Origin of the sequence: Fibrella rubiginis (assembly GCF_017353185.1) — a bacterium.
In the GTDB taxonomy this organism is placed as follows: Bacteria; Bacteroidota; Bacteroidia; order Cytophagales; family Spirosomataceae; genus Fibrella; species Fibrella rubiginis.
Window position 1 is genome coordinate 127853 of sequence record NZ_JAFMYV010000004.1, and the last position, 23752, is coordinate 151604.

At 54.6% G+C, this 23752-nt stretch carries 22 protein-coding genes; 16 read left to right on the plus strand and 6 right to left on the minus strand.

Going from position 1 to position 23752, the window contains the following annotated elements:
- Window positions 1-47 precede the first annotated feature (47 nt).
- The 5 genes from J2I47_RS09875 (at window position 48) to J2I47_RS09895 (ending at window position 4912) form a co-directional block, all read left to right on the plus strand.
- Window positions 48-566, plus strand: coding sequence for an antitoxin Xre-like helix-turn-helix domain-containing protein (locus J2I47_RS09875; protein ID WP_207364409.1), 519 nt, complete (start codon window positions 48-50; stop codon window positions 564-566).
- 6 nt (window positions 567-572) lie between these two features.
- Window positions 573-1043: an RES family NAD+ phosphorylase gene (locus J2I47_RS09880; RefSeq protein ID WP_207364410.1), complete on the plus strand. Its 471-nt coding sequence runs from the start codon at window positions 573-575 to the stop codon at window positions 1041-1043.
- A gap of 140 nt (window positions 1044-1183) precedes the next feature.
- The gene (locus J2I47_RS09885) at window positions 1184-1666 is read left to right on the plus strand and encodes a PadR family transcriptional regulator (RefSeq protein WP_207364411.1); all 483 of its coding nucleotides are present in this window, start codon (window positions 1184-1186) and stop codon (window positions 1664-1666) included.
- A 14-nt stretch (window positions 1667-1680) separates the two neighbouring features.
- Window positions 1681-4284 carry a PspC domain-containing protein gene (locus tag J2I47_RS09890; protein ID WP_207364412.1) on the plus strand — a complete coding sequence of 868 codons (2604 nt, stop codon included), beginning with the start codon at window positions 1681-1683 and terminating at the stop codon, window positions 4282-4284.
- 94 nt (window positions 4285-4378) lie between these two features.
- Window positions 4379-4912, plus strand: a complete 534-nt coding sequence (locus J2I47_RS09895; RefSeq protein ID WP_207364413.1) for a DUF4494 domain-containing protein — start codon at window positions 4379-4381, stop codon at window positions 4910-4912.
- 280 nt (window positions 4913-5192) lie between these two features.
- Here the strand turns inward: J2I47_RS09895 and J2I47_RS09900 are convergent, their stop codons facing one another.
- Window positions 5193-6317 (minus strand): dioxygenase family protein, encoded by a 1125-nt coding sequence (locus J2I47_RS09900; RefSeq protein WP_207364414.1) that lies wholly within the window; start codon window positions 6315-6317, stop codon window positions 5193-5195.
- Between the two features lie 184 nt (window positions 6318-6501).
- Between J2I47_RS09900 and J2I47_RS09905 the strand changes: the two genes are divergently transcribed.
- Entirely contained in the window at window positions 6502-7335 is an 834-nt protein-coding gene (locus J2I47_RS09905; protein WP_207364415.1) for a LytR/AlgR family response regulator transcription factor, read from the plus strand.
- Here the strand turns inward: J2I47_RS09905 and J2I47_RS09910 are convergent.
- On the minus strand, window positions 7274-7990 hold the full coding sequence (locus J2I47_RS09910; RefSeq protein WP_207364416.1) for a universal stress protein: 717 nt from the start codon (window positions 7988-7990) through the stop codon (window positions 7274-7276). The two genes, J2I47_RS09905 and J2I47_RS09910, sit on opposite strands and share 62 nt — an antisense overlap.
- A 165-nt stretch (window positions 7991-8155) precedes the next feature.
- On the opposite strand from J2I47_RS09910, the gene J2I47_RS09915 reads away from it, so the two are divergent.
- A complete protein-coding gene (locus J2I47_RS09915; RefSeq protein WP_207364417.1) occupies window positions 8156-10030 on the plus strand; it encodes a tetratricopeptide repeat protein in 1875 nt (624 codons plus the stop codon).
- Window positions 10031-10270: 240 nt separating this feature from the next.
- Here the strand turns inward: J2I47_RS09915 and J2I47_RS09920 are convergent, their stop codons facing one another.
- Window positions 10271-12667: a leucine-rich repeat domain-containing protein gene (locus J2I47_RS09920; RefSeq protein WP_207364418.1), complete on the minus strand. Its 2397-nt coding sequence runs from the start codon at window positions 12665-12667 to the stop codon at window positions 10271-10273.
- A 75-nt stretch (window positions 12668-12742) separates the two neighbouring features.
- On the opposite strand from J2I47_RS09920, the gene J2I47_RS09925 reads away from it, so the two are divergent.
- Window positions 12743-13804 carry an agmatine deiminase family protein gene (locus J2I47_RS09925; RefSeq protein ID WP_207364419.1) on the plus strand — a complete coding sequence of 354 codons (1062 nt, stop codon included), beginning with the start codon at window positions 12743-12745 and terminating at the stop codon, window positions 13802-13804.
- Window positions 13805-13892: 88 nt separating this feature from the next.
- On the opposite strand, the gene J2I47_RS09930 is transcribed toward J2I47_RS09925, so the two are convergent.
- A complete protein-coding gene (locus J2I47_RS09930; RefSeq protein WP_207364420.1) occupies window positions 13893-15113 on the minus strand; it encodes an MFS transporter in 1221 nt (406 codons plus the stop codon).
- A 193-nt stretch (window positions 15114-15306) separates the two neighbouring features.
- Window positions 15307-15552, minus strand: a complete 246-nt coding sequence (locus J2I47_RS09935; RefSeq protein ID WP_207364421.1) for a GlsB/YeaQ/YmgE family stress response membrane protein — start codon at window positions 15550-15552, stop codon at window positions 15307-15309.
- 394 nt (window positions 15553-15946) lie between these two features.
- Between J2I47_RS09935 and J2I47_RS09940 the strand changes: the two genes are divergently transcribed.
- The 8 genes from J2I47_RS09940 (at window position 15947) to J2I47_RS09975 (ending at window position 23013) form a co-directional block, all read left to right on the plus strand.
- A complete protein-coding gene (locus J2I47_RS09940; RefSeq protein ID WP_207364422.1) occupies window positions 15947-16762 on the plus strand; it encodes a phytanoyl-CoA dioxygenase family protein in 816 nt (271 codons plus the stop codon).
- Between the two features lie 108 nt (window positions 16763-16870).
- Window positions 16871-17647 carry an SDR family NAD(P)-dependent oxidoreductase gene (locus J2I47_RS09945; RefSeq protein WP_207364423.1) on the plus strand — a complete coding sequence of 259 codons (777 nt, stop codon included), beginning with the start codon at window positions 16871-16873 and terminating at the stop codon, window positions 17645-17647.
- A 32-nt stretch (window positions 17648-17679) separates the two neighbouring features.
- Complete coding sequence (locus J2I47_RS09950) at window positions 17680-18948, plus strand: serine hydrolase domain-containing protein (RefSeq protein ID WP_207364424.1); 1269 nt, start codon at window positions 17680-17682, stop codon at window positions 18946-18948.
- Window positions 18949-19064: 116 nt separating this feature from the next.
- On the plus strand, window positions 19065-19943 hold the full coding sequence (locus J2I47_RS09955; protein ID WP_207364425.1) for a cell division protein FtsX: 879 nt from the start codon (window positions 19065-19067) through the stop codon (window positions 19941-19943).
- A gap of 17 nt (window positions 19944-19960) precedes the next feature.
- Entirely contained in the window at window positions 19961-20263 is a 303-nt protein-coding gene (locus J2I47_RS09960; protein WP_207364426.1) for a DUF3098 domain-containing protein, read from the plus strand.
- A 144-nt stretch (window positions 20264-20407) separates the two neighbouring features.
- On the plus strand, window positions 20408-21271 hold the full coding sequence (locus tag J2I47_RS09965) for an undecaprenyl-diphosphate phosphatase (protein WP_207364427.1): 864 nt from the start codon (window positions 20408-20410) through the stop codon (window positions 21269-21271).
- An 8-nt stretch (window positions 21272-21279) separates the two neighbouring features.
- Window positions 21280-21987, plus strand: coding sequence for a tRNA pseudouridine(55) synthase TruB (gene truB, locus J2I47_RS09970; protein WP_207364428.1), 708 nt, complete (start codon window positions 21280-21282; stop codon window positions 21985-21987).
- 93 nt (window positions 21988-22080) lie between these two features.
- On the plus strand, window positions 22081-23013 hold the full coding sequence (locus J2I47_RS09975; RefSeq protein WP_207364429.1) for a bifunctional riboflavin kinase/FAD synthetase: 933 nt from the start codon (window positions 22081-22083) through the stop codon (window positions 23011-23013).
- An 88-nt stretch (window positions 23014-23101) separates the two neighbouring features.
- Here J2I47_RS09975 and msrA read toward each other — a convergent pair whose 3' ends face one another.
- On the minus strand, window positions 23102-23740 hold the full coding sequence (gene msrA / locus J2I47_RS09980; protein WP_207364430.1) for a peptide-methionine (S)-S-oxide reductase MsrA: 639 nt from the start codon (window positions 23738-23740) through the stop codon (window positions 23102-23104).
- Window positions 23741-23752: the final 12 nt, after the last annotated feature.

A 23752-nucleotide genomic window follows, 5' to 3' on the forward strand; every position in this document is an offset into this window, starting at 1 on the left:
TTTGTATAGTGTATATTTACCATCATTAACATCAACCGACTTGCGCCATGCACGTTGTCTTACCCGTTACCAACCTAATACGGCAGGCCCGGCAGGGGGTTCTCCGCCGTCGGGTTGATGAGGTGGCCCGATTAGTTGGGCTAACCGATAAAGAAATGGCCCATATACTGAATATGTCGGTCAGGGGACTGCATGGTAAAGCAGCAACCGACTTTCTCAGCCTGGCTGCCAGCGAACGTCTGTTATTGTTGGAGCGGCTGGTGCAACATGGTTTAGCTGTCTTCGACAACCGAGCCGATCTGCTCGGTCGCTGGCTCCGCACGCCGCTGGCCGAATTGGCGTACCGCGAAGGACTTGACGAGTCAACCGATACACCCGCGCCACTATCCATTCGAGAAATGGGCAGCTTTGCCGAACCCGCTGCCCGCTATATGGTTGCCGGCGAACAAGTAAACTCCCCCTCGAAACTAGTACCGCAATCGCCTCTTGCCGTGCTGGATACCGTGTCGGGGTTTTCGCTGGCCGACGACGTGCTGGGCCGCATTGAATGGGGTATAGTCGGATAAGCCGGGATGGACGTTTATCGAATTAATAAAGAACCTTGGCACACTGACCCGTTATCTGTTGTTGGGAGTCACAAGTTTGGCGGACGCTGGAATCCTAAGGGCACAGGTATTTTATATACGAGTCGCACACCCGAACTGGCTCTGCTGGAAACCCTGGTCCACTTGCCGCCAATCACATTAGCCGAACTGCCCCAACTCTGGTTGAGTACCATTCGCCTACCTGACGATGTACCCGACGCAGTTTTCTGGCTCGACCCTACCTTGATGCCCGCACACTGGAAGTCCTCCAGTACACTAGCCGATACGCCATTCATACTGAATGAGTGGATACAGCAGCCGTTCTGCCTGGCATTGGGGGTCCCTTCCGTTATTCTAAACATGTCTTATAACCTGTTGCTGAATCCGCTTCACCCGGCTTTTGCGCATGTCAAGGTGATGAGTCAGGTGGCTATCCAGATTGATGCCCGATTATGGTGAACGGATTTATCCCCCACTCCACCCGTCATTTTTACCATTTATCCAACAAATGGACATCTTTATGTGTAGGTACCTTGCATCACAAAGTACCTTATGCTACATTTGACACATCGGTTTTGACCTATGACCCCATACGGATTATGAACATCGAAAACGCGCAGGTCCAGATGCGCAAAGGCATACTGGAATTCTGTATTTTACACATCATCTCGCGGGGTGAAATTTATGCCTCCGATATGCTCGACGAGCTAACCTCGGCCCGAATCATGGTGGTTGAAGGTACGCTCTACCCCCTGCTCACGCGGCTTAAAAACGCCGGCCTGCTCGACTACAAATGGGTAGAGTCAACGTCGGGACCGCCGCGCAAATACTACGTGCTCACCGAGTTGGGCCGCAACTCGCTCGACGCCCTCGACGAAACGTGGCAGGAACTATCTGAATCGGTCGACCAGATTGTGAGCCACACCCGCCAGAACGGCCATGCCACCAGTACCCCCGCGCAAGTGTCGGTGGTGGTGCAGCCCGCGCCCAAAGCCGAACCCGCCGCCGGGCCAACTCCCGACAAACCAGCCGATTCTTCATCCGTCGATATTGTAGTGCCTCAACCTAAGCAAGACCAATAACCTCCCCAACGATCATGAAAAAGACCATCAGCATCAACATCAGTGGGGTAATATTCCACATTGAAGAAGATGGCTACGAGAAGCTTAAGGGCTATCTGTCGTCTATTCAGCAGTATTTTTCAACCTACGAGGACAGCCAGGAAATTGTAACGGATATTGAGAACCGCATTGCCGAAAAGCTACTCAAAACCCTCAAAGGCGACGATAAAATTCCTGCCCGACAGGCCGTTACCATTGAAGATATCAACGGCCTGATTGCCCAGATGGGTACCGTAGCCGACTTTGAAGCCGTTGATAACGAAGACATTCTGGTAGCCAGCGGCAGCCGGGCTAAAACAACGACGGCCTCCTCAACCAGTCAACCCCGCATTGGCACCACCCGGGCGGGCGCGTATGGCAGCGGGCCGGGCGCGGGCCAAACCACCGATGGCAGTAGTGCCGGAAGTAGCAACGCTGATTACGACCCCAGCACGGGCAAAGCGCAGACTGCCTACGACTACAATGGCCGCAAACTAGCCCGCGATCTGCGCCACAAAACGCTGGGTGGCGTGGCAGCAGGACTGGCCCATTATTTCCGCATCGACCCCGTCTGGATGCGCGTGCTCCTGATCGGTCTGGTCATTGGTTTTCCAGCCCTGGGCGGTGCGCTGCACGGTAGCGAAGATTTCTTCGGGTCGCTCTCCGGCATCACGGTGCTTGTCTATATAATGCTCTGGATTTCCCTGCCCGGCGTGACCACGCTGGAAGAAGAAAAAGGCATTAAGAAATTCTACCGCAACCCCGACAACAAAGTACTTGGCGGGGTGGCATCCGGTCTGGCCGTTTATTTTGGTCTGGACACCGGCGTGGTGCGGTTTGCCATGGTAGCCAGTGTCTTTTTATTCGGCTTTGGTGTGCTGGCCTACATCATTGTCTGGATGGTGGCCCCGGAAGCCCGTACACTCACTCAGAAGATGGAAATGGCGGGACAACCCATCACGCTCAGCAACATCGAACATAGCGTAAAAAGTAACCTCAACATTTCGGAAACGGCCCCAGAGGGTGGTTTTACGCAGTTGCTGCTGTTTCCCTTCCGGGCCATTGCCGCCATTTTTCAGGCCATCGGCCGGCTGCTGGGCGGCACACTCAGCGGGTTGGGCAACGTGCTACGCATCCTGTTTGGGCTTACCATGCTGTGCATGGGCGTTGGTTTCATGATCACCTGTCTTGTGTTTCTGGGCTTTGGGGTAGGCATCATCAACGGGGTACATGTCGGCCCCGGCGATGATCCGGTCTGGACGTCGCTGCTACGCGAAGATGGCAATTTCATAACGTTGCTGGCGGCATTTGGGGTCGGTTTTCTGCCCAGCCTGGGCCTGGCGCTAACCGGTCTGCTGGTGATGACGCGTAAGGCATTGATCAGCAGCAGCGCAGGTCTGAGTCTGTTGGGGGCCTGGGTATTGTGCGGTGTGATCTTGGCCGTAACGGTGCCACAGGTGGTCAGTGAGTTTAGCAAGAACGGCACCGCCGAAGTAACGCAGGTGATTAACCCGACAGGTACGCCCACGTTTGTGATGGACAATGCCGATGATGACAATAATTTCCGGCCCAACATCGAGCTTCAGGGTTACACTGGCAACGAAATCAAGGTTGTCACGCTCGCTTCGGCCCGCGGAAGCAGTCGCCGGGAGGCGCAATCGCAGGCGCAACTAATTCAATATAAGCCTGTTGTTACCGACTCACTGGTGAAATTCAGCCGTGAATTTCTGCTACCCGACAACGCTAAATTCCGGGGGCAGCACGTGAACGTAACGGTCTATATTCCCTACGGACGGCCCTTCCGCCTATCAAACGATGCAGCGCATTTCATCCAGAACCGCTTCGATAACAAGGAGTTCGACAACATCGAAAACAAACGGTGGCAGTTTACGTCAACGGGTCTGGTAGGCATCGGCTTCGAGCGGACGCTGGATAAAGAAGATACTAACAACAACGAGAGCGATGAGTTGGGCGACACGGACGACGTAGACGTGAACACCGACGGCTCGGAAACGAAGACGCTGGATCTTGGACCAAACCCCAGCGACGGCATACCGCGCTCGGTGGCTATTGCAGGCAACTTCGCCGTACGTTTTCAGAGAGGCAACCAGCTCAAAGCCGTAGTCGACGGTAACAGTCAGGAAGCACTGGCCAACGTAAGCCATACCAACGAAGACGGTACACTGCGCATTGAACAACGGGGCAACGACCAGGGTCAGCGTATGGGCATCACCATTACCCTCCCCTCACTCGAAATCCTGCGGCTGTCGGGTGGTTCAGAGGCCCGAATGACCGAGTTCGACGCGCTCGATAAACTGACCATCGACCTGTCGGGCGATAGCAAGGCGCTGGTGAAGACGAACGTGAAAACGCTGGTGGCCGATCAGACCGGGGCATCACAACTTATTCTGCGCGGACAGGCCGATAAGGTAACGGCTGCTCTGTCGGGAGCCAGCAAGCTCAACGCCAGACAGATGCGCGTACAAACCGCCGACGTGTCGGCTACAGGGGCCAGCCGGGCCAGCTTCGACGACGTAAAAAACCTGACCAAAAACACCTCCGGCGCCAGCCGCGTGGACCAACGTAACCGGGAGGATTGAGTATCTTTACAGTGATCAGCGAACAGCCATCAGTGATCAATTATCTGTGTTGGCTGTTCGCTGATAATTGATCACTGATAACTGTAAAAGACCCATGCCAACTTGGTTTATCGGCAAAATACGCTACCAACAAACCGACGATTCTGTCGCCGTTGACACCCAAAAAGACGGTTCGCCGGAAGCACCCAAACAGAAAACCGTCAACGAAACGTACCTCATCGACGCTGTTTCCTATACCGACGCTGAAGCTCGCCTCTACCGCATCGTTGCCGACAACACGCCCGATTTTGAGGTTACCGCCATCCGCCCTATGCGCCTGAGCGACGTATTTCACATCGAAGGCGGCGACAACTGGTACAAGTGCAAAACATTTTACATGACCGAAGACGACAAGGGAAGGCAGAAGAAGATTGTGAGCAATATGCTTATCAACGGAGCCAACCTCCGCGAAGCCCATCAGCGCCTGACCGACAACCTGAGTCAGATGCTGGTACCCGTTGAAATCACCGATATCAACCTGACGCCCATTTTGGAAGTGGTGCCTTACGAGGCCTTGGAGCCCGAAATTCCTGCCAACCTGAAACCATTGGCACAAGTACGCGCCGAAGCCGCTGAGGCTGCTGTGTAACGGAGCTTACTGTTTTGTGTTTCTTCCTAATCCCGCAACGGCGGACCGCTCCTCTCGTCGGGATGAGGAAGAAAAATCAAAAAGGGCCACTCCTGCGCAGGAGTGGCCCTTTTTGATTTTTATAATGAATGATTAGGGTAGGAGTAGCTTCGCGCTTGTGGCCCTTCGACAGGCTCAGGGTGACAGAAAACTTGAATCAACTCAAGAATCTGTCTTATTGGCCTGTCACCCTGAGCCTGTCGAAGGGCCACAAGCGCGAAGCTACTCCTACCAAAACCCCTCACTGTTGTAGCCATGACCATTGTTCCTTCAACTCGGCAACACGGCCCGGTGGGTCCACCACGTTGTGAATTACGGTCCGGCGGCGGTAGAACAACAGCGTCGTGCCAACGGCGGGATTGATGTTGTAGAGAAATGCAGTGCTTTTGTGCGCTGGCGAAGGCACATACAGCACGGCCACGTGGCGCAGGTGATTTGCCTGGGCAAACTGCTCAAGCTGGCGCTGTACCTGGTTAGCAGGCAACTTGTCTGGATTGGTATAAATCATAAATACCCTCATTGGCTTTGCTGCAGGCCGCTCCAGCGCGGTTTCCCAGAACCGAACCAGGCGCTGCACTGTATCGGAGTGGATGGAGCGCGTCCAGATTAGTACGCCCTGCCCTTGCCCGTAGGCGCACATGGGACAGGTACGTTTGCCCCGGTCGGCACCCCAAACGTGATGAGGATCGAACGCAGGACAAGCATCCCCCACCAATAATCCTGACTGCCTGCCCGCCCGGTCATACTGCGGCAACAGCCTGATTATCCGTCCACCAACCAGTGTGTTGCCCCGTTTGGCCAGTTTAACGCCATCGTAGCGCAGAAACCCCTCCTGCTCTTCGACGTTGCTCCAATAGGATTCCGTGAGCAGCGGGTCGTCGGCAAAGACAAAATCGTTGAGGTAATAACAGGTCCGCTGGGAAGGAGCTTTCACCCAAAAATGAATATGCGCGGGGATGCGCTTGTCAGGATAGGCACCGGGCCGGATGGTATTGATCTGGTAACGTCCCTGCTGATCGGTTTTGAGCCACCCCCGGCAGTAACCATGCCACCAGGCGTGCGATGTTCGCGGTTCGGTGCCCAGTTTGGCGTACCGCCCCGACGCGTTGGTGTGGTAAAAATACATCAGCACATTACGGGCCGGGGTACGTCCGTCTGATTCGTAGACAACACCAGACAGTTGCAGCCGCTGACCGGTAGCGGTATCCGGAGCAACTCGCGTTTGCCAATGGGTAGGTCGTTGTTCGTCAAACACGCAACAGTCGCATGTAGGCGGCTCGGCAACGGTGCTGGCGGCGGCTTGCTGCGCCATTAAGGGGGCTGGAATAACCAGCCAACACCACATAGTAGTCAGGAGAAGACGCATAGCCGCATTGTTTTTTTGGCAAAGCAATGCGGCTATATCGCTGCACCCAAAAACAGTAGACCAACGCCCAATAAAGTAGATAAGGCCCATACGTGTAGTTGGTCTATCTTATTGGCCGTTGGTCTAAAATAGCAGGGGGCCACCTCAGCAATGGTTAGTTTTATACTGATTTTCTATATCCGCCATGCCTTTTTTCAGTAGCCACTCCACTCGCGTTAACCAGTTCACGGGCCTGTTCTGGACGGCCATTACGCTTATCTTTCTCTATGAACGCACATACCTGATTCAGAAAGCCGGGCTACCTCACTTCATCGAATGCGCGATTATTCGGGTTGGGTTATTGTTGCTTCTCTGCCAGTTTCATCTCAAAGTACTGCGTCCCCGATTTTATCAGAAAAAAAGATACTGGCTCTACGTCGGGCTGCTCGGCGTGTCGGTAATAGGCTACCTGATAGCGCAGGGGCTATATGATCACTACCTGTTTGGCTACGTCATTGGCGATCAATACCGACGCGGCTTGTTGCAGAACCTGCCCTACAACCTGCTGACTACTGCCTGGTACCTGTTGCTTACAACGCTGATTGCCCGTGCTTCTGCTGTCGGGCAACCGGCAGTGGCACCTGACAGCCAAACGGCAACCTCACCGACCCAGACTGTACTCATTAAATCGGGAACGCAGTGGATTCACCTGCCCATCAACGGTATCTACTACGCGCAGGGGCTTAAAGACTACACCGTCCTGTACACCGACACCGGCAGGCATATCGTGAAGGGTTCGGTGGGGAAATTGACCGGGCAGTTCCCACCCGATCAATTCGTCCGTATTCATAAATCGTATTGGGTAGCGTGGCAGCACGTTTGTTCGGTGTCAGCATCGGGCATTACCCTGCCGACGCAAACGTTGCCTCTGGGCCGTACCTACGCGAGCACCATACTGAGCCGGTGGCGGCAGCAGGCTACTTCAGTTCGTGAAAAACCAGTACTGGTACCTGCGCCGATGACAGCAGTTTTTCCGTAGGATCGGTGCCCATGAGGCCACCCAGAAAGCCCGTTTCTTTGCGTTGGACCACAAACAGATCAGGATGCGTTTCGTCGATCTGTTCGGGCGTAATCACAGTCAGGTGCGCATCAAACGCGTCGATGATGGGTTTGGTCTGGTCCGTCACGATTTGCTGGGTGATACCTTGCTGCAACACATAGGCCACGGTTCCGATATGCGCCGACCCTCGCTCTTCTTTCTGTCCAATAAACAATACCGGGCATGATGCCTGACGGGCCACGTCGGTGGCCGCACTACCTACCAACCGGTCGAAAAAGCCGGTAGCGGGGGTGCGATGCGTGATCAGCAAATCAGGGTTATATAGTTTGGCGGCGTCTACAATCTCGTCTTCGATAGACCCCACGCGCCATTCACCCACGGCGTCGAGGCCCTGCGCCCGGAGTTGTTCAACCATATCGGTGAGGTGCTGCTGGCTGATGGTTTCGAGGTCCATAGCCGCTACCGTGCCAACGCCGGGGTCGTTGAACGTGGGCAGCGTGGCGTCGGCCACCACGGGCTGATACACGTGCAGGACAATAATTTTAGCGTCATAGGCCTTGGCCATCATCCGCAGGTAGTCGGCGGTGAGGGGCGATTGGGCCAGAAAATCGGTCGGAAAGAGAATCGTTTTCATGTAGTGCTACGGCCCGGAAAAGGGCGGTTTATGACCAAGTTAAGCCATTAGGGCTCTACTACCAAACTCCCTAAACGCCCCGATGGTTACGAAGGCCCCTCACCTATATACGCGCTGCTGGCTGGCACGTAAGTTGATGTAACTCGCCCAATAACCCATCACTCCATGCATTCTCGCTTCATCACCTTTGGCTTGGCGGCCTTGGCCGTGCTCATCACGGGTCTGGTGTTCATCAACGCCGTCCACAACGGTATCACCAACTGGGACGACCCCGATTACCTGACGAATAACCCCCTGCTCGACTGGCGCAAAACGCCGTTGCGCGCCTATTTCACTACCGTCATTTCGGGCAACCGCCACCCGCTCACCATGCTCTCGCTCAGCCTCGACCATGCGCTGGGCGACACCTCGCTGGGGCAGTATCACCAAACGAATCTGCTGTTGCACCTGCTTAATGTGGGGCTGGTGTTTGGCCTGTGCTGGCAATGGTCGGGCGGGAGCCGGCTGGTGGCTTTTTTGGTGGCCTTGTGGTTCGGCATTCACCCCATGCATGTGGAATCGGTGGCGTGGATTTCGGCGCGGAAAGACGTGCTCTATACCGCTTTTTTCCTGCTGTCGCTCATCAGCTACTGGCGGTTTCTGGACCATAAAGCGTGGAGTTATCTGGTGCTGAGCCTGCTGGCGGGTGTGCTGGCTAATCTGGCTAAACCCGCCGCCGTTATCCTGCCCGTGGTGCTTGTTCTGATCACTTTTTGGCACGATAACAAGCTCACCGTCAAGGCTATGCTGCCTACCATTCCGTTTTTTATGGTGTCGGTCATCGTGGGCTGGCTTACGCTAGCGTCGCAGGCATCGGCGGCGGCTATCAACGAGCATTACAGCGGTTGGGAACGCATTCAACTGGGTGGCTACGCGCTGGTTAACTACGTAGCCAAGGCAGTTTGGCCGGTTGGTTTGTCGGCGCTCTACGGCCGTCCGGGGGCGGGCGCGGCGTTCCCGTGGTTCTTTCTGGCAGCAACGGTTGTTAGTGTGGTGGGGCTGACTCTGCTAGGCTGGCTGTATGGTCGGCAGGTACGGCTAGCACCAAAAAGTGATGCCGCATGCTGGTTTTTTGGCGGGGCCTTTTTCGTCGTAAACCTGGCCCTGACGTTGCAGCTCATCAAGGCGGTGGGCAGTGCCGCCTATGCTGACCGCTACACTTACGTGGCCTACATCGGGCTGTTTTTTGCCGTGGCCATGACCATTCAACGGCTGCGACGCCCGTCTCTCCGCCTGGCCGCAGTGAGCATGGCAGCAGTGTTTTCAGTAACCTTTGCCGGCCTGAGTTTCACCCGCGTGGGCATCTGGAAAAATGCCGAAACGCTCTGGACCGACGTGCTAAAAACGGGGCCGTTTTCAGCCACGGCCTACAGCAATCGCGGCCTGTTTTACGAACAAAATGACCGTCTGGAAGACGCCCTGGCCGATTACAGCATGGCCGTTGCCAACGACCCACGCATAGTGTTCCGCGCCAACCGGGCCTATTTGCTCTCGAAACTGAACCGCCCCGACGAAGCCGTCGCCGACGCTGATTTTCTCCTCCGCGAAAACCCCGACAATGCGTTGGCACTCACCATCAAAGGCACCGCGCTAGTGGGTAAAAACCAGCCTGCCGCCGCTATCCCGCTACTAACCCGTTCGCTCAAAATCGACTCGACCTACCTCAACACGTGGGTCAATCTGGGCTCGGCTTATTTCACCAACAAACAGTATCCCGAAGCCATCCGGCACTACCAGAAAGCGGGCCTGCTCGACGGTCAGAACCCGGTTTTGTGGACGAATTTGGGCGCGGCGTTTCTGCAAAACAAACAATATACCGATGCCATTGCCGCCTGCCAGCGGGCTATTTCGCTGAATCCCGCCAACGGTCAGGCGCAGTTGTATGCCTGCTATGCCTATCAGAAAACGGGCAACATAGCAGAGGCCAAAGCCAGTGCTCAACAGGCGCAGAAGCTGGGGCAGGTGGTGGATGCGGGCATGCTGCAGGCTATGGGTCTGTAAAAGAAGGTGTGAAGGGTCGGCTTGTCGTGCTGGTTGGCGCCAGGTTGGCTACGCGCGGGTTGGCTTCGCGCGGGTTGCCCTTCGACAAGCTCAGGGTGACAGCCCATCTAATGCAGTTCAGGTAAATTGATTCTAGTTTCCTGTCACCCTGAGCTTGTCGAAGGGCCTAGAGCGCGAAGCCAACCCGCGCGAAGCCTATCAGCGCGTAGCCTATCAGCGCGTAGCCAATCCCTTGACACCTTACCGCTGCCTGCTGGCCTCAGACAGGGCTTTTCTCAGCGTCTCCTTATTCAAAAAAATCTGGCTTAGGCCTGTCGGTAAGCGGGTGTTGCCAACCAGGTTAACCGATTGCAGGTTGGGGGCAGCTAGAAGGGCATCTGGCACCGTGCGGAGGTTATTTTCCTCCAGATACAAGCTACTGAACAGCACCGTTTCCCAGTCAATATCGGCCAGTTGATCGATGCCGCAACGGACCATGCTCAGCCGATTGAGCTTGGGTAGCCGGGCGGTTTTACGGATGGCATCGGTACCATCGAACGCCTGCTGATTCTCGATGCGTATGTCCGTCAGCCCGGTGCAGAAGCCGATGCTGTCGGGAAGCAGTTCCATAGCGCCAAACGGCTGACTAGCCTCCGGGGCCATTTCGCCGTCAATATGCAGTTTGGTCAGTCGGTTAAGTCGACCGAGGCTGTTGGGTAAGCCAAGCAATTTCCGGCTGCGGACCGTCAGTTCGCGGAGGTTGGTCAGCTTACCCAGCTCGTTGGGCAACACCAGCAATTGAGGCATCTGAATCGTTAGCTCGCTCAGGTTGGCAAGGTGCGTAATATCATCGGGCAGCACCCGCAGCTGGGGCAATGTCAGGCTAAGTACCGTGAGCTTTTTCAACGAAGCCAGGCTAGCTGGCAACACCGTCAGCGAACTATCCTTGAGCACCAGCCGGTCTAGCTTTTGGCAGTTACCCAGTTCATTGGGCAACGATGTCAGCCGCCCGCCGGAAACGGTCAGTGTACGCAGGTTGGTCAACTGCCCAACAGAAGCGGGCAAGGCCCGCAGCCGGGTGTCGGTGAGGGTAAGGGTCTGGAGCGAATCCAGCTTGCCAATGGTTTCGGGCAGGGTTGACAGCGGATTGTTGTCTACCACCAGCGACAGTAGTTTTCGGCACTGACCAAGTTCATCGGGCAGAATCGACAGCTGGTTGTTCGACAAAAACAGGTGCCGTAACCGAAGCAGTTGGCCAATGCCAGCGGGCAGGCTATTCAGTTGGTTGTCATACAGCGCCAGACTTTCCAGCGACGGCAGATGCAGCAACGCGTCGGGTAAGGCAGCAAGCTGATTGTTACCCAAATTCAGCCGTTTCAGCGCCTTGAGCCTCCCCAGTTCAGCCGGTAACGTGCGCAATTTGTTGTGGTACAGATTCAATGCCGTGAGCGACGTCATGGCTCCGATGCTGGCCGGCAACGTAGTCAGTTGCGCATCGGGGATGCTCAATTCACGCAGGTTGGGCAGCGTGGTAAATTGTTCGGGAAACACCCCCAGCGAATCAGACTGGTCGACCGAAATGGTTTCGAGTTGGGTGAGCGCCGCCAACGACCGGCGCGAGGGCGGAAACCGACAGCCCGTTAGCTCCAGCGCCCGAAGACTGGGGTTATCGGCCATCCAGTCGAGGGTGGAGAGCAGGCCGTTTTCCAGAATTACCGCCTTTAACGACGATACCCCCGCCAGCACCGAGTCGATGGGAAAACGCGTACCAATAATGAAATGCAGGTCCAGCGTATCGAGCTGGCGAAGGTTGCCCAGCGCCAGCCCACCCAGCGCTGCATCGGTGATGCCGAAGCGCAGTTCGAGCTTGCGCAGGTTGGGCAACCGGTTCAGTGCTTTCGTCAGTATAGGACCGTCGCCGGTGTTGGTCATGTAGAGCGACGTAAGCTGCGAAAGGCCCGCAAACGCGCTGTCGAGGTTCGATACGCCACTGCCGTTGCTCAGGTGCAAGGTCTGTAGCTGGGTGAGTTGAGCCAGTTGGGCAGGCAACGGCAGCGGCTTTTGCGCGTTAACCATCCCATTGATCGTCAATTGCCTCAGCGAAGGGCAATGCACCAAAAGGTTGATACATTCCGCCAGTTCGTCGCCCGTGCCGAAGAAGGTTGCCGACCGCACTGTACTCAACTTAACCTCACTGCGCGTTGCGGTTCTGCCGGGCGTAGGCCGATTTTTAGCTTGACTATTCCGATCCGATCCAATGTTAATGTGGACCAGTTCGGGCCAGTTAGCCAGGGCGTGAAGCAGCGAGTCGAGGGCAGCAGGCGAGAAGCGGTTAGGCAATGACAAATTCAGTGAATGCACATGTTGTACGCGCCGTAGCACGGCCCAGTCGGTAGGTAGCTGACCAGCGGTGTCGAGTACTAGTTGCAGGAAAATGGGGTGTTTCGTTGTGTAGCTCCGTTCGGCCAGATCGGCCCAGGAGGTGTACTGCTTGAAAAACTCGTCATCACCAGCCCGAAAATAGTTGATGGAGCCGGCGGGCCCCAACTGCGGAAAAAAGTGCACTAGCTGCGGCTGATTATCGCGTACCACAGCCCGGCGTTGGCTAACCCCATAAAGCGACAGCAGGCAAAACAGGAGTATGAACAGACGAGGCATAGCGCACCGATGATGTTGTATTTTTGACCGAAAATTTCCGTGGCCCATGCCGCAATATATCTCCGATTACGCACAATGAGTAACCTTCTGGACGAAACCCCCACCCCCGCCCAACAGGGGTTTTTCTTTCCTGCCGAATGGCATCCCCACGCCGCCACCTGGCTCACCTGGCCCCATACCGAAGCGTCGTGGAGCCGGGAGCGCCTTGAACTAATGATGCCCGCTTATCTGGATTTCATAAAAGCCATCGCCGATAGTGAACCCGTCTGCATCAACGCCCATAACGAACTGGTTATGCAACAGGCCCGGATGCGGCTGCTCATGGCCGGGGCCAACATGGACCGCATTAAGCTCCTCCCCTTCCCTTCCAACGACTCATGGTGTCGCGACCACGGCCCGGCGTTCTTGATTAATCCCGCCAAAAAGGAGCGTATGATTGTCAACTGGGGCTATAACGCCTGGGGGGGCAAATACCCGCCCTACGACAAAGACAACCTGATTCCGACCGCCATTGCGCACTACCGGCACCTGGACTACGTGACGCCGGGTATCATTATGGAAGGCGGGTCGGTGGAGTTCAACGGGGCTGGAACGTTGCTCACCAGCCGCGCTTGTTTGCTCAACAAAAACCGCAACCCCAACCTCACCCAGGCGCAGATCGAGCAGTACCTCCGCGACTACTACGGTGTGCAGCAAATTCTGTGGGTAGAAGACGGCATCGTAGGCGACGACACCGACGGCCATATCGACGATACGGTCCGTTTTGTGAATGAAGACACGGTCCTGGCCGCGATTGAACACAACCCCGCCGACGCTAATTACGCGCCCTTGCAGGAGATCCACCACGAGCTTCGGCAAATGACCCTGCTCAACGGCAAGCCGCTCAACATCATCGAGCTACCCATGCCCGACCCCGTAGTGAGCGACGGGCAGCGGCTACCCGCTTCTTACGCTAACTTTTTGATTACCAACAAATCGGTGATTGTACCTACGTTCCGTTGCGCTAAAGACCAACCAGCCCTCGACATCATCGAGGGCTGCTTCCCCGGCCGCCAGATCATCGGCATCGACTCCACCGAAATCGTCTGGGGACTGGGCAGTTTCCATTGCCTGAGCCAGCAGGAACCGGGGGTTTAGTTGTCAGTTTTTTGTTGCTTTGTCGGCGTACCCCCCTTTAGGGCGGGGGGTACGCCGACAAAGCAACAAAAAACTCCAAATTAAAAACTCAAAGCGGTCCCGTTACCAGTTCGCCTTCGCTGGGGACGGGCTTTTTGTTGTCAGTGAAAAAGAACACGAACAGCAGCAGCACCACCCCGGCAATAACGGCGGGCACGGTCCAGAATTTGAGGTAGTCGATGCCGGTAGCCGTTTTGGCCCAGTCCTTCACCGCACCCGACAGATACGAGCCAATGCTCATGCCGATACCGTAGGTAGCCAACGTGATCAGCCCCTGGGCCGACGACCGGATATCGTCTCCCGCCTTATTATCGGTGTAGATCTGGCCCGTGACAAAGAAGAAATCGTAACACACGCCGTGCAGGATGATAGCCAGGTAAAACATCCAGACGCCCGCCTCGGCATTACCAAAGCCAAAAAAGAGGAAGCGCGCGATCCAGGCAATCAGCCCTACAATCAGCATTTTCTTTACGCCCAGCCGCATGAACGCCAGCGGAATCAGCAGCATGAAGCCCACCTCCGACACCTGCCCCAGCGACATTACGTTTTCTACATTTTTCAGGCCCGAATCTGTCAGCGCGGGGTTAGCCATCGCATAGTAGAATGACAGCGGAATACAGATCAGCACCGACGAGATAAAGAAAATCGTAAACGACCGGTCTTTGAACAGCTTAAAGGCATTGAGACCCAGAATTTGCCCCAGCGACGTGCTTTGGGTGGCCTTGGGTGGGGTGTTGGGCAGGAAAAATGAGAAAATGCCGAACGCCAGCGACGTATACATCGACAGCTTAAAAATCTCGACCTTATCGCCAAGACCGTAGTAACCGATGATGTTGGTCACGGCAATCCAGGCCAGCGTGCCCAGCACCCGAATGCCCGGAAACTGCTTTTCGGGGCTGCTCATCTGCTGCATGGCAATAGACGACGTCAGGGCCAGCGTGGGGGCGAAAGTGAGGCAGTAGACCAATAAAATCCAGAAAAACTGGTCGGCATCGTGCACGTCGATGAGGAAATAGAGTACGGCAGCTCCCAGCAAATTCAGTATGCCAAGTACGCGCTGAGCCGCAAAATACCGGTCGGCAATCATGCCCACGAAGAAGGGCGCGGCCAGCATGGCGAGCGAAAACGTGGCGAAGGCGGCACCCTGCTGTACGCCGGTGGCGCCCATCGTTTTCTCCATGTATTTGGTAACTTGTCCGTACCAGGCTCCCCACATAAAAAACTGGAGAAACATCATGGCCGACAATTGAAGGCGGGTCGTGATCGACATGCGTAGGAAGGTTGCGTTGAACGTTTGAGAGATTTGGCAATCGCGAATGTAGCATGACGAACGCAACAATGCTCACCAGCCGACACTACAAGTAGGATAGAATAATAACCTCCAGCCTTAAAACGGACTAACCCGGCCCCGGAAGTATGCTTCCTGAGCCGGGTTAGAAAAACGTACCGGAAACTGAAAACTACTAAGATGCCCGGCTGGTGCTTCCCTTTATAAGTGCGGCAATACCCAAAATAGCTATGGCACCCACGAATGAGGTCAGAATAGCGTCCAAAAGGCTGGTCGATTTGCCGAACACGAAACCACCGACAATACCACCGGCAATGCCAAGCAGGATTTCGACCAGGAGTGAGAATGAGAACCGCTTGAAAACCAGGTCAGCTAACCAGCCTGCAACGGCGCCTACGAGGATTGATGTTAAGATACCCATGACAGTTTTTCGTTTATGTTGAGTTGTTATTAAAAACAAGTTAACAACTGCCAATAAACGGGTTTGTTTATGACTCGAACGTTGAGCTTGGGCGTTACGTTAGTACTACCAACGGTAAATAAGTAATCTACCAGTCGTGTAGTTGATTGGTCTAAAATTGGACTATTACGCGCCGACGGCAGTTAATTTTAACGTTGATTAAAGCCTGATTCACTCGATTTTGTATCACATTTGTACTGCTGGAACGATCTCGTCTAATCAAATTCGCATTCAATCCCGGAATGAGTCTATTCGTAAAAAAGAGTTTGGCCGAACCAAATTCTTGTACTTAATTTAGACCTTGAACCGAGAGCTAAAAGCCACTTCGTACAACTTTTGCTGACTTGTCATCAATATGAAAAAATTGCAATGCCCCCGTTTTGAGTTGGGCGAAACCCTCACCCACGAGCAGAAAGCATTCTTTGATAAGCATGGTATTATCGTTTTCCCCAATTTCATAAAGCGCGACACCGTTACGCTTTTTCTTAGTGAACTAGCCCGGATTGAGCAGGAATGGATTGCTGAAGGGCGCGATAAGGTAAACGGCGTTCCCCTCAAATTCGGACGCGACGAAAATAATAACAAGGTTATTCAGCGTTCATGCTTCCTGTCGCACTACAGCGACGTGTTGCACGAATTCTTACAAGACCCTCGCCTACAGGTTATTACCGATCTGTTGCAGCCCTACGAAGGCCGCATGGGCGAAAACGAAAAAGACGGGCTGGTGTTGAACAATTACGTGCGCACCCCGTCGAGCCAGTACTCGCAAATGGGCTGGCATACGGATAGCCCCCGCGACATTTTCCTGGGTCAGCGGATCATGCCGATGCTCAACGTGGGTATCCACCTCGACGATTGCCCCATGGAAAACGGTGGCCTGCGCGTATTGCCCGGCACCCACAAGCAGAGTACGTTCCGCATGCTGTTTGGCAAGAAATACTTTGTTGACAATAACCCCGATCCGCGCGAAGTAGGCCTCGACATTCAGGCCGGTGATCTGACCGTGCACGATGGCCGCATTTGGCACCGCGTACAGCAGTCACCACACCTGGGCGAAGCCAGCCGCCGCCGCGTGATGTACGTGCCGGTGGTAACGGGTAAATACAAGCCTAAGAACGAGTTCAGCAAAACCCCGTTCTACCACCGCTTCATTCAGAAAGTAAATATCTAATTCCGTTTCAAGTTCAAGCGTCTAAGGTCTAAAGTTCCGTCGTCGAAGAAGCCTGTCTATTGGCAGTGCAACGTTAGACTGCCAAACTTTAGACCTTAGACTTTTTTTATGACCTACGCACTCATCACTGGTGCCAGCCGCGGTATTGGCCAGGCTATCGCCACCGAACTCGCCAGCCGGAAATACAACCTGTTACTGGTAGCCCGCTCGGGTTCGGCACTTGAAACGATTGCCGCTGATCTTAGCCGGAAACAGGGCGTTTCGGTGCAGACGCTGGCCATAGATCTGGCCACTCCCGATGCCCCGCAGCAGGTGTTCGACTGGTGCCAAACCAATGGGTATGCCGTGTCTATCCTGGTCAATAATGCCGGCTATGGCCTTAGCGGCCAGTTCGAGCAGTATTTGCTGGCCGAAAATCTGGCGATGATGCAGGTGAACATGACTACGCTGGTAGCCCTGACCCAGTTGTTTTTACCCCAACTTCGGCAGCAGTCGAAAGCGTATATTTTGAATATTGCCTCGTCTACAGCCTACCAGGCTTTGCCGGGCATGAGCCTCTACGCGGCTACTAAAGTGTTTGTGCTCAATTTCAGTCGGGGCCTCCACCACGAACTGGCCGGTTCGGGGGTGAGCGTGACCTGCGTGAGTCCTGGTGCCACCGATACGGGTTTCAACGACCGGGCGCAGATCAACCAGAAAGCCCGCGACGCCGCCAAAAAAATCACGATGACACCCGAATCCGTTGCGAAACAGTCGGTAGCTGGTATGTTTGCCGGTAAAGCTGAAATCATCACCGGGGCAATCAACAAAGTGGGTGCCTTTGCCGCGTGGTTGTTGCCCAAGGGTATCGTTGAAAAAACGGCCTACAAAATTTATAAAGAGTAGCCTCACCTGCCTTACCACAACTTCCTGAATCCATGAAAAGAGCAGTACTACTTTTTCTCCTGCTGCCTGCCCTGTGCCGGGCACAGCCCTTCACGCTGAGTGAAGCAACGCCTGCTTCGGTGAACGTCAGTGCCGACCGCCTCACCCGCATCGACCGGGTGTTGCAGGAGTACGTCGACCAGGGCAAACAGGCGGGTATCATTGCGCTGGTGGCCCGCAACGGCAAAATCGTGTACCACAAAGCGTTCGGCATGGATAACCCGGCTACCAAAATGCCACTGAAACGCGACGCTATCTTCCGGATTGCCTCGCAGACAAAAGCCATTACCACCGTGGCCGCCATGATGCTGTTTGAAGAAGGCCGCATCCTGCTCGACGAGCCCGTTTCCAAATACATTCCGGCGTTTAAAAACCCCACGGTGATCGACAAATTCAACGAGACCGATTCGAGCTACACCACCAAACCCGCCACCCGTGAGATCACGATTCGGCAGTTGATGACCCATACGTCGGGCATTAGCTACACGAGCATCGGTACCAAAGAGGCCAACGCGATTTATGCTAAAGCGGGTATTCCCAGTGGTATTGGCACACCCATGAACAGCCTGTCGGTGAGTATTCCGGCCTTGGCGAAACTGCCCCTGATGCATAACCCCGGCGAAAAGTGGACATACAGCCTGAGTACCGACGTGCTGGGCTACCTGGTGGAAGTGGTGTCGGGCCAACCACTCGACCAGTTTTTCCGCACCCGTATTTTCGAGCCGCTGGGTATGAACGACACCTATTTCTATCTGCCCGCCGCCAAGCAAAACCGGCTGGCCACGCTCTTCACCGAAAACAAAACCAAAGAAGTAATCCCCATGCCTATGCAGGGCGGCATCTCGCCCGACTACCCCAAGCAGGCGGGTACCTATTACTCAGGTGGGGCGGGACTGTCATCAACCGCCGTTGATTACGCCGTTTTCCTGCAAATGATGCTCAACAACGGCAGCTACAACGGCAGGCAAATTCTGGGACCAGCCACCGTGCGGCTGATGCTGCAAAATCAGATTGGCGCGCTCAACGTGGGTGACAACAAGTTCGGGCTGGGCTTTGCCATTGCATCGCCCGCCGGAGCAGCCAAGCTGCCCGTTTCGGTAGGGTCATTCAGTTGGGGCGGGTTCTTTGGCACCGACTACTGGGCCGACCCACAGCAGGGCGTTATTGGTCTGATCATCACCCAGAAAGTGCCCAACTCCTACGGCGACCTCAACGACCGGTTTAAAGTGCTGGTTTATCAGGCCCTGACAGCGTTGAAGTAACCGATGTCTAACGGAGCAAATCGCTCCGTTAGACATCGGCGTTAATTTTTCCTAATTCACCAGACGGTTGCCCGGTGAAAACCGTTTGGTTTACAGAGAAGGTTTATTTTTGTTCAATGGCGCGTAAAAAGAAGAATGTAGGAGCCTACCCCACCGGGCGGATCTTGTTTAGCCTGACCCTGGCGTTGTTGCTGATCGGGGCATGTGGACTGCTGGCCGTGCAGTCGAAACGGCTGGTGACACAGGTACGTGAAAGCAATGAGGTGCGGGCGTTTCTAGACAATGACCTTGACTCAACAAGTCGACTGGCTCTGGCCGACAAGATTGCCCAGGAGCCATTTGTCCTGGCCGACAAGGCCACTTCAGTACGGTACGTGTCGAAGGAAGCCGCCGCAAAAGAGTTCATTGCCGAAACGAAAGAAGATTTCACCCGTTTCCTGAACGATAATCCGCTGCACGCCAGCTACCGTATTCGTCTGCGCGAAACGTATTTCGCCGAAGACAAATTGAAAGAAGTAAAAGCCGCCCTGGAGAAGATGGATGGCGTTTTTGAGGTGGTCTACCCCGAAAACATGGTGGATAACATCAACCGTAATATCACAAAAATATACGCCGTGATGGCCGGTTTTGCGCTGGTATTGTTAATTATCATTATCGTGTTGATGAACAACACCATCCGGCTCGCGCTGTATTCGCAGCGGCTGCTCATTCGGAGTATGCAGTTGGTGGGGGCCACCAACGGGTTCATCACCAAACCCTTTTTGGTGCGGGGCCTCACCCAGGGCCTTGTGGCGGGGTTGATTGCCGCGACGGTACTGTGCATAGGCTGGTATGCAGCCCTGTTTAGCCTGCCTGAGCTGACGGTCCTGACCGATCCGTTACAGTTGCTGATGTTGGCAGGAGGGTTAATAGTGCTGGGTATGCTGATTGGATTATTGAGTACGTTTCAGGCCGTAAACCGCTACTTGGGCCTGACCCTGAACGAATTATACTGACACAAAAGACAACCATTATGGAAACGATGCGCGTAAGCCCGCCCAAGCGTGGAGCGGCAAAACCCGAGTTTCAAACAACGTTCGCCAAGCCCGCTACACCTGCTGTACCCACGGCGATGATGCCCTTCGGCAAAGTAAACTACCAGCTTATGGTGGCTGGCATTGTGGTACTGCTGCTTGGCTTTTTCATTATGAGCCTCGACAAAGAAGAGTTCGGTTTTGGCTTCCTTGGCCTCACGCTGGGGCCTATTGTGGTCATGACCGGCTTCATCATTGAGTTGTTTGCCATTCTGAAAAAACCAGCCCGTACCGAAGCCTAGCGGGACGGGTTAACCTATTGATCGCCACACGGTCTGAACGAAGCGTTGACGCTGGTTCGGGCCGTGTGGCGATTTTTTATAGGTAGCCGTGTCGCTGCATTGTAGCTTTGCGGCCTGTTTCAACGCTTCACTGCCGCTGCTCCTATGAGTTTGTTTCATGCCATTATGCTGGCCATCATCGAAGGCCTGACTGAGTTTCTGCCCGTTTCGTCTACCGGCCACATGATTATCTACTCGTCGCTGGCGGGCATCAGTGGCAACGAATTTACCAAGCTCTACACCGTCGACATTCAATTTGGCTGTATCCTTTCCGTGCTGGTGCTCTACTACCGCCGCTTTCTGCGCGACACCCGCACCCGCGAAGACATGGCCTGGTATAACGCCCTGCCACAGGGGCTACAAAATATGATTGGTCCTGTGTCGGGACAGCTCGACTTTTACCTGAAACTACTCGTGGCCTTTCTGCCCGCTGCTATTATTGGCTTCCTGCTCAACGACTTCATCGACAGTTTACTGGAAAGCGTAACAACGGTAGCCGTTTCGCTCGTGCTGGGTGGTATCGTGCTCGTCTTCATTGATCGCCTGCTCGATCAGAACGTGAAACGCGACTATGATATCACGTTCCCCGAAGCCCTGAAAGTAGGCTTCTTCCAGTGTATCGCCATGATTCCCGGCGTGTCGCGGTCAGCAGCTACCATCATTGGTGGTATGACCCAGGGACTCACGCGTCAGCAGGCGGCCGAGTTTTCGTTTTTCCTGGCCGTACCCACCATGGCTGCCGCGTCGGGCTACAAACTTCTGAAGACCTACAAGCTGCTGCAACCAACCGATTATCAGACCCTGATTATTGGCAATGCCATTGCCTTCGTGGTGGGACTGCTGGCTATCCGGGCCTTTGTCGGCTTTCTAAATCAGTACGGCTTTAAAGTATTTGGCTATTACCGCATTGTGGTCGGGTTAGCCATTCTGGGGCTTCTGGCGGCGGGAGTGAAGATTGACATTTTGTAGAAGAACGCATGGACCCCAACCAGCCCGCCCCTGAGCCTGGCCAATTAATTCTGATTGACAAGCCCCGCGAATGGACCTCCTTTGATGTGGTCAATAAAATTCGCCGGGCCTGCAAAATCAAAAAAATTGGCCATGCCGGTACGCTCGACCCCCTGGCTACGGGACTGCTGATCCTGTGTACGGGTAAAATGACCAAGCAGATAGACAGCTACCAGGCACAGGAAAAAGAGTATACCGGCACGCTTGTTTTGGGCAAAACAACTCCCTCCGTTGATCTCGAAACTGACTTCGACGGGGAGTTTGACGTGACGGGCATCACGCCCGAGATGATCCGCGATGCCGCTGCGCAACTTACCGGCGAAATCCAGCAGATTCCGCCCATCTATTCGGCCATCAGGGTCAACGGCGAACGGCTCTACGAACGGGCACGGCGCGGCGAAACCGCCGATCAGGTTGATGGGGGTATTAAAAGCCGCACCGTCACGGTCTCCGAATTCAACGTGATGACCAACGATTTCCCGACTATCGACTTTCGCATTGTCTGTTCCAAAGGCACATACATTCGCAGTTTGGTGCGTGATTTGGGCCTTTTACTCAACAATGGCGCCTACATGTCGGCCCTGCGTCGCACCCGCATTGGTGAGTTTGAGGTAAAAGACGCTCAGACAGTAGACGGGTTTATTGACCAGTATTTAAATCGGTCTGGACAGTCGTAGGGAGGAGTCCTGTTAGTCTGGAAAGTCATTTCTTTTAACTGACTTTCCAGACTAACAGGACTCCTCCCTACGACTGTCCAGACTATTCTTTCTATGATCGTCCATCGTGGTATCGATAGCCTGACACCCCTCCCCTACGCCGTTGTGACCAGCGGCACGTTCGATGGTGTGCATTTGGGCCATCAGAAAATTTTGCAACGTCTCAATGAAGTAGCCCGCAACCAGGCTGGTGGGCAATCGGTGGTGATGACCTATTGGCCCCACCCCCGAACGGTGGTGTCTAACGACAGTCAGGATTTACGCTTGCTATCTACGCTAGACGAGAAGATCGCGTTGCTCGAAGAGGCCGGTGTTGACCACCTCGTCGTCATTCCGTTCACGCGGTCATTTTCGCAGCTCACGTCGGAAGAGTTTATCCGCCAAATCCTGATCGACGCCCTGGGTACCAAAAAGCTGGTCATTGGCTACGATCACCGTTTTGGCCGTGACCGCGAGGGGGGGTTCGACTATATTCAGGCGCATCAGGCCGAATACGGATTCGAAGTAGAAGAAATCCCCCGGCAGGATCTGGAGGCGGTGGCTATCAGTTCATCGAAGATCCGCACGGCACTGTCGGAGGGAAATATTGAGGCTGCCACTCGCTTTCTGGGCCGTGAATATTCCTTAACGGGCACCATTGTGAAAGGTCGCCAACTGGGCCGCACCATTGGTTTCCCTACGGCGAATATGCAGGTAGATGATGCCGTGAAGCTGATTCCGGCCAATGGCGTCTATGCCGTAGACGTAGAGCAGGGCGGGCAGACCTATGGCGGCATGCTCAACATCGGGTTTCGGCCTACCGTGGCGGGTGAACACCAGACCATCGAAACATACGTGTTCGACTTCGACAAAGACATCTACGGCGAACACATGACATTACGTTTTCGGGCATTTTTACGTCCCGAACAAAAATTCAACGGACTGCCCGCGCTGATGGAACAACTGCATCAGGACGAACAACAGGCAAGGGCGGTACTGAGCCTTTAATACAGAGTATGGCCATAGCAAAAAAGCCTCTTCCTGCGCAGGAAGAGGCTTTTTTTTGCTCGGCTATGGTCATGCTTAGCTAATACGATTAGACATCCGGCTTCAGTTTGCCGGCCATCGCCTTACGCATCTTGGCTACTTTGGGTAGCGATACATGCTGAATATAATCCTGATTAGGATGCAGTTTGCAGTAGTTCTGGTGGTAGCCTTCGGCGGGATAAAAGACCGAGAACGGCACCACTTCTGTCACTACCGGGCCTGCATAATGCTTCGACGCGTTCACCGTTTTAATGGCCTGCTCAATAGCTGCTTTCTCGGCAGGCGTCCGGTAAAATACCATAGAACGGTAATCCCGACCTACATCTGGCCCTTGCCGGTTAGGCGTGGTGGGGTCATGTGCGGCGAAAAAGCCAACCAGCAGGTCGTTGTAGGAAATCACTTTGGGGTCGTAATACACCTGAACCGCTTCAGCGTGACCGGTTTCGTCGGTGCCCACTTCGCGGTAGGTCGGGTTTTTCGTATGTCCACCCGAATAGCCGGAGACGACTTCCCGAACGCCCTTGAGTTGGTCAAAAGCTTCTTCCTGTGCCCAGAAACAGCCGCCGGCAAACGTGGCGACGGCCTCGCCGGGCTTTGGCGTGGGTAATTTGGCCGGTGCCATGTCCTGCGCCATCGCATAGCCGGTTAGCAGCGATAAACTCAGCGTAATAAACTGACTGATTTTCATGTGATGGATGAT

Bases quoted from the DNA above. Each gene is read 5' to 3' on its own strand.
- J2I47_RS09940 (WP_207364422.1), top strand. From the start codon at position 15,947: ATGAAAAAATTGCAATGCCCCCGTTTTGAGTTGGGCGAAACCCTCACC.
- J2I47_RS09975 (WP_207364429.1), top strand. From the start codon at position 22,081: ATGATCGTCCATCGTGGTATCGATAGCCTGACACCCCTCCCCTACGCC.
- truB (WP_207364428.1), top strand. From the start codon at position 21,280: ATGGACCCCAACCAGCCCGCCCCTGAGCCTGGCCAATTAATTCTGATT.
- J2I47_RS09965 (WP_207364427.1), top strand. From the start codon at position 20,408: ATGAGTTTGTTTCATGCCATTATGCTGGCCATCATCGAAGGCCTGACT.
- msrA (WP_207364430.1), bottom strand. From the start codon at position 23,740: ATGAAAATCAGTCAGTTTATTACGCTGAGTTTATCGCTGCTAACCGGC.
- J2I47_RS09885 (WP_207364411.1), top strand. From the start codon at position 1,184: ATGAACATCGAAAACGCGCAGGTCCAGATGCGCAAAGGCATACTGGAA.
- J2I47_RS09890 (WP_207364412.1), top strand. From the start codon at position 1,681: ATGAAAAAGACCATCAGCATCAACATCAGTGGGGTAATATTCCACATT.
- J2I47_RS09925 (WP_207364419.1), top strand. From the start codon at position 12,743: ATGAGTAACCTTCTGGACGAAACCCCCACCCCCGCCCAACAGGGGTTT.
- J2I47_RS09950 (WP_207364424.1), top strand. From the start codon at position 17,680: ATGAAAAGAGCAGTACTACTTTTTCTCCTGCTGCCTGCCCTGTGCCGG.
- J2I47_RS09915 (WP_207364417.1), top strand. From the start codon at position 8,156: ATGCATTCTCGCTTCATCACCTTTGGCTTGGCGGCCTTGGCCGTGCTC.
- J2I47_RS09895 (WP_207364413.1), top strand. From the start codon at position 4,379: ATGCCAACTTGGTTTATCGGCAAAATACGCTACCAACAAACCGACGAT.
- J2I47_RS09945 (WP_207364423.1), top strand. From the start codon at position 16,871: ATGACCTACGCACTCATCACTGGTGCCAGCCGCGGTATTGGCCAGGCT.
- J2I47_RS09880 (WP_207364410.1), top strand. From the start codon at position 573: ATGGACGTTTATCGAATTAATAAAGAACCTTGGCACACTGACCCGTTA.
- J2I47_RS09935 (WP_207364421.1), bottom strand. From the start codon at position 15,552: ATGGGTATCTTAACATCAATCCTCGTAGGCGCCGTTGCAGGCTGGTTA.
- J2I47_RS09930 (WP_207364420.1), bottom strand. From the start codon at position 15,113: ATGTCGATCACGACCCGCCTTCAATTGTCGGCCATGATGTTTCTCCAG.
- J2I47_RS09875 (WP_207364409.1), top strand. From the start codon at position 48: ATGCACGTTGTCTTACCCGTTACCAACCTAATACGGCAGGCCCGGCAG.
- J2I47_RS09920 (WP_207364418.1), bottom strand. From the start codon at position 12,667: ATGCCTCGTCTGTTCATACTCCTGTTTTGCCTGCTGTCGCTTTATGGG.
- J2I47_RS09905 (WP_207364415.1), top strand. From the start codon at position 6,502: ATGCCTTTTTTCAGTAGCCACTCCACTCGCGTTAACCAGTTCACGGGC.
- J2I47_RS09900 (WP_207364414.1), bottom strand. From the start codon at position 6,317: ATGCGTCTTCTCCTGACTACTATGTGGTGTTGGCTGGTTATTCCAGCC.
- J2I47_RS09960 (WP_207364426.1), top strand. From the start codon at position 19,961: ATGGAAACGATGCGCGTAAGCCCGCCCAAGCGTGGAGCGGCAAAACCC.
- J2I47_RS09955 (WP_207364425.1), top strand. From the start codon at position 19,065: ATGGCGCGTAAAAAGAAGAATGTAGGAGCCTACCCCACCGGGCGGATC.
- J2I47_RS09910 (WP_207364416.1), bottom strand. From the start codon at position 7,990: ATGAAAACGATTCTCTTTCCGACCGATTTTCTGGCCCAATCGCCCCTC.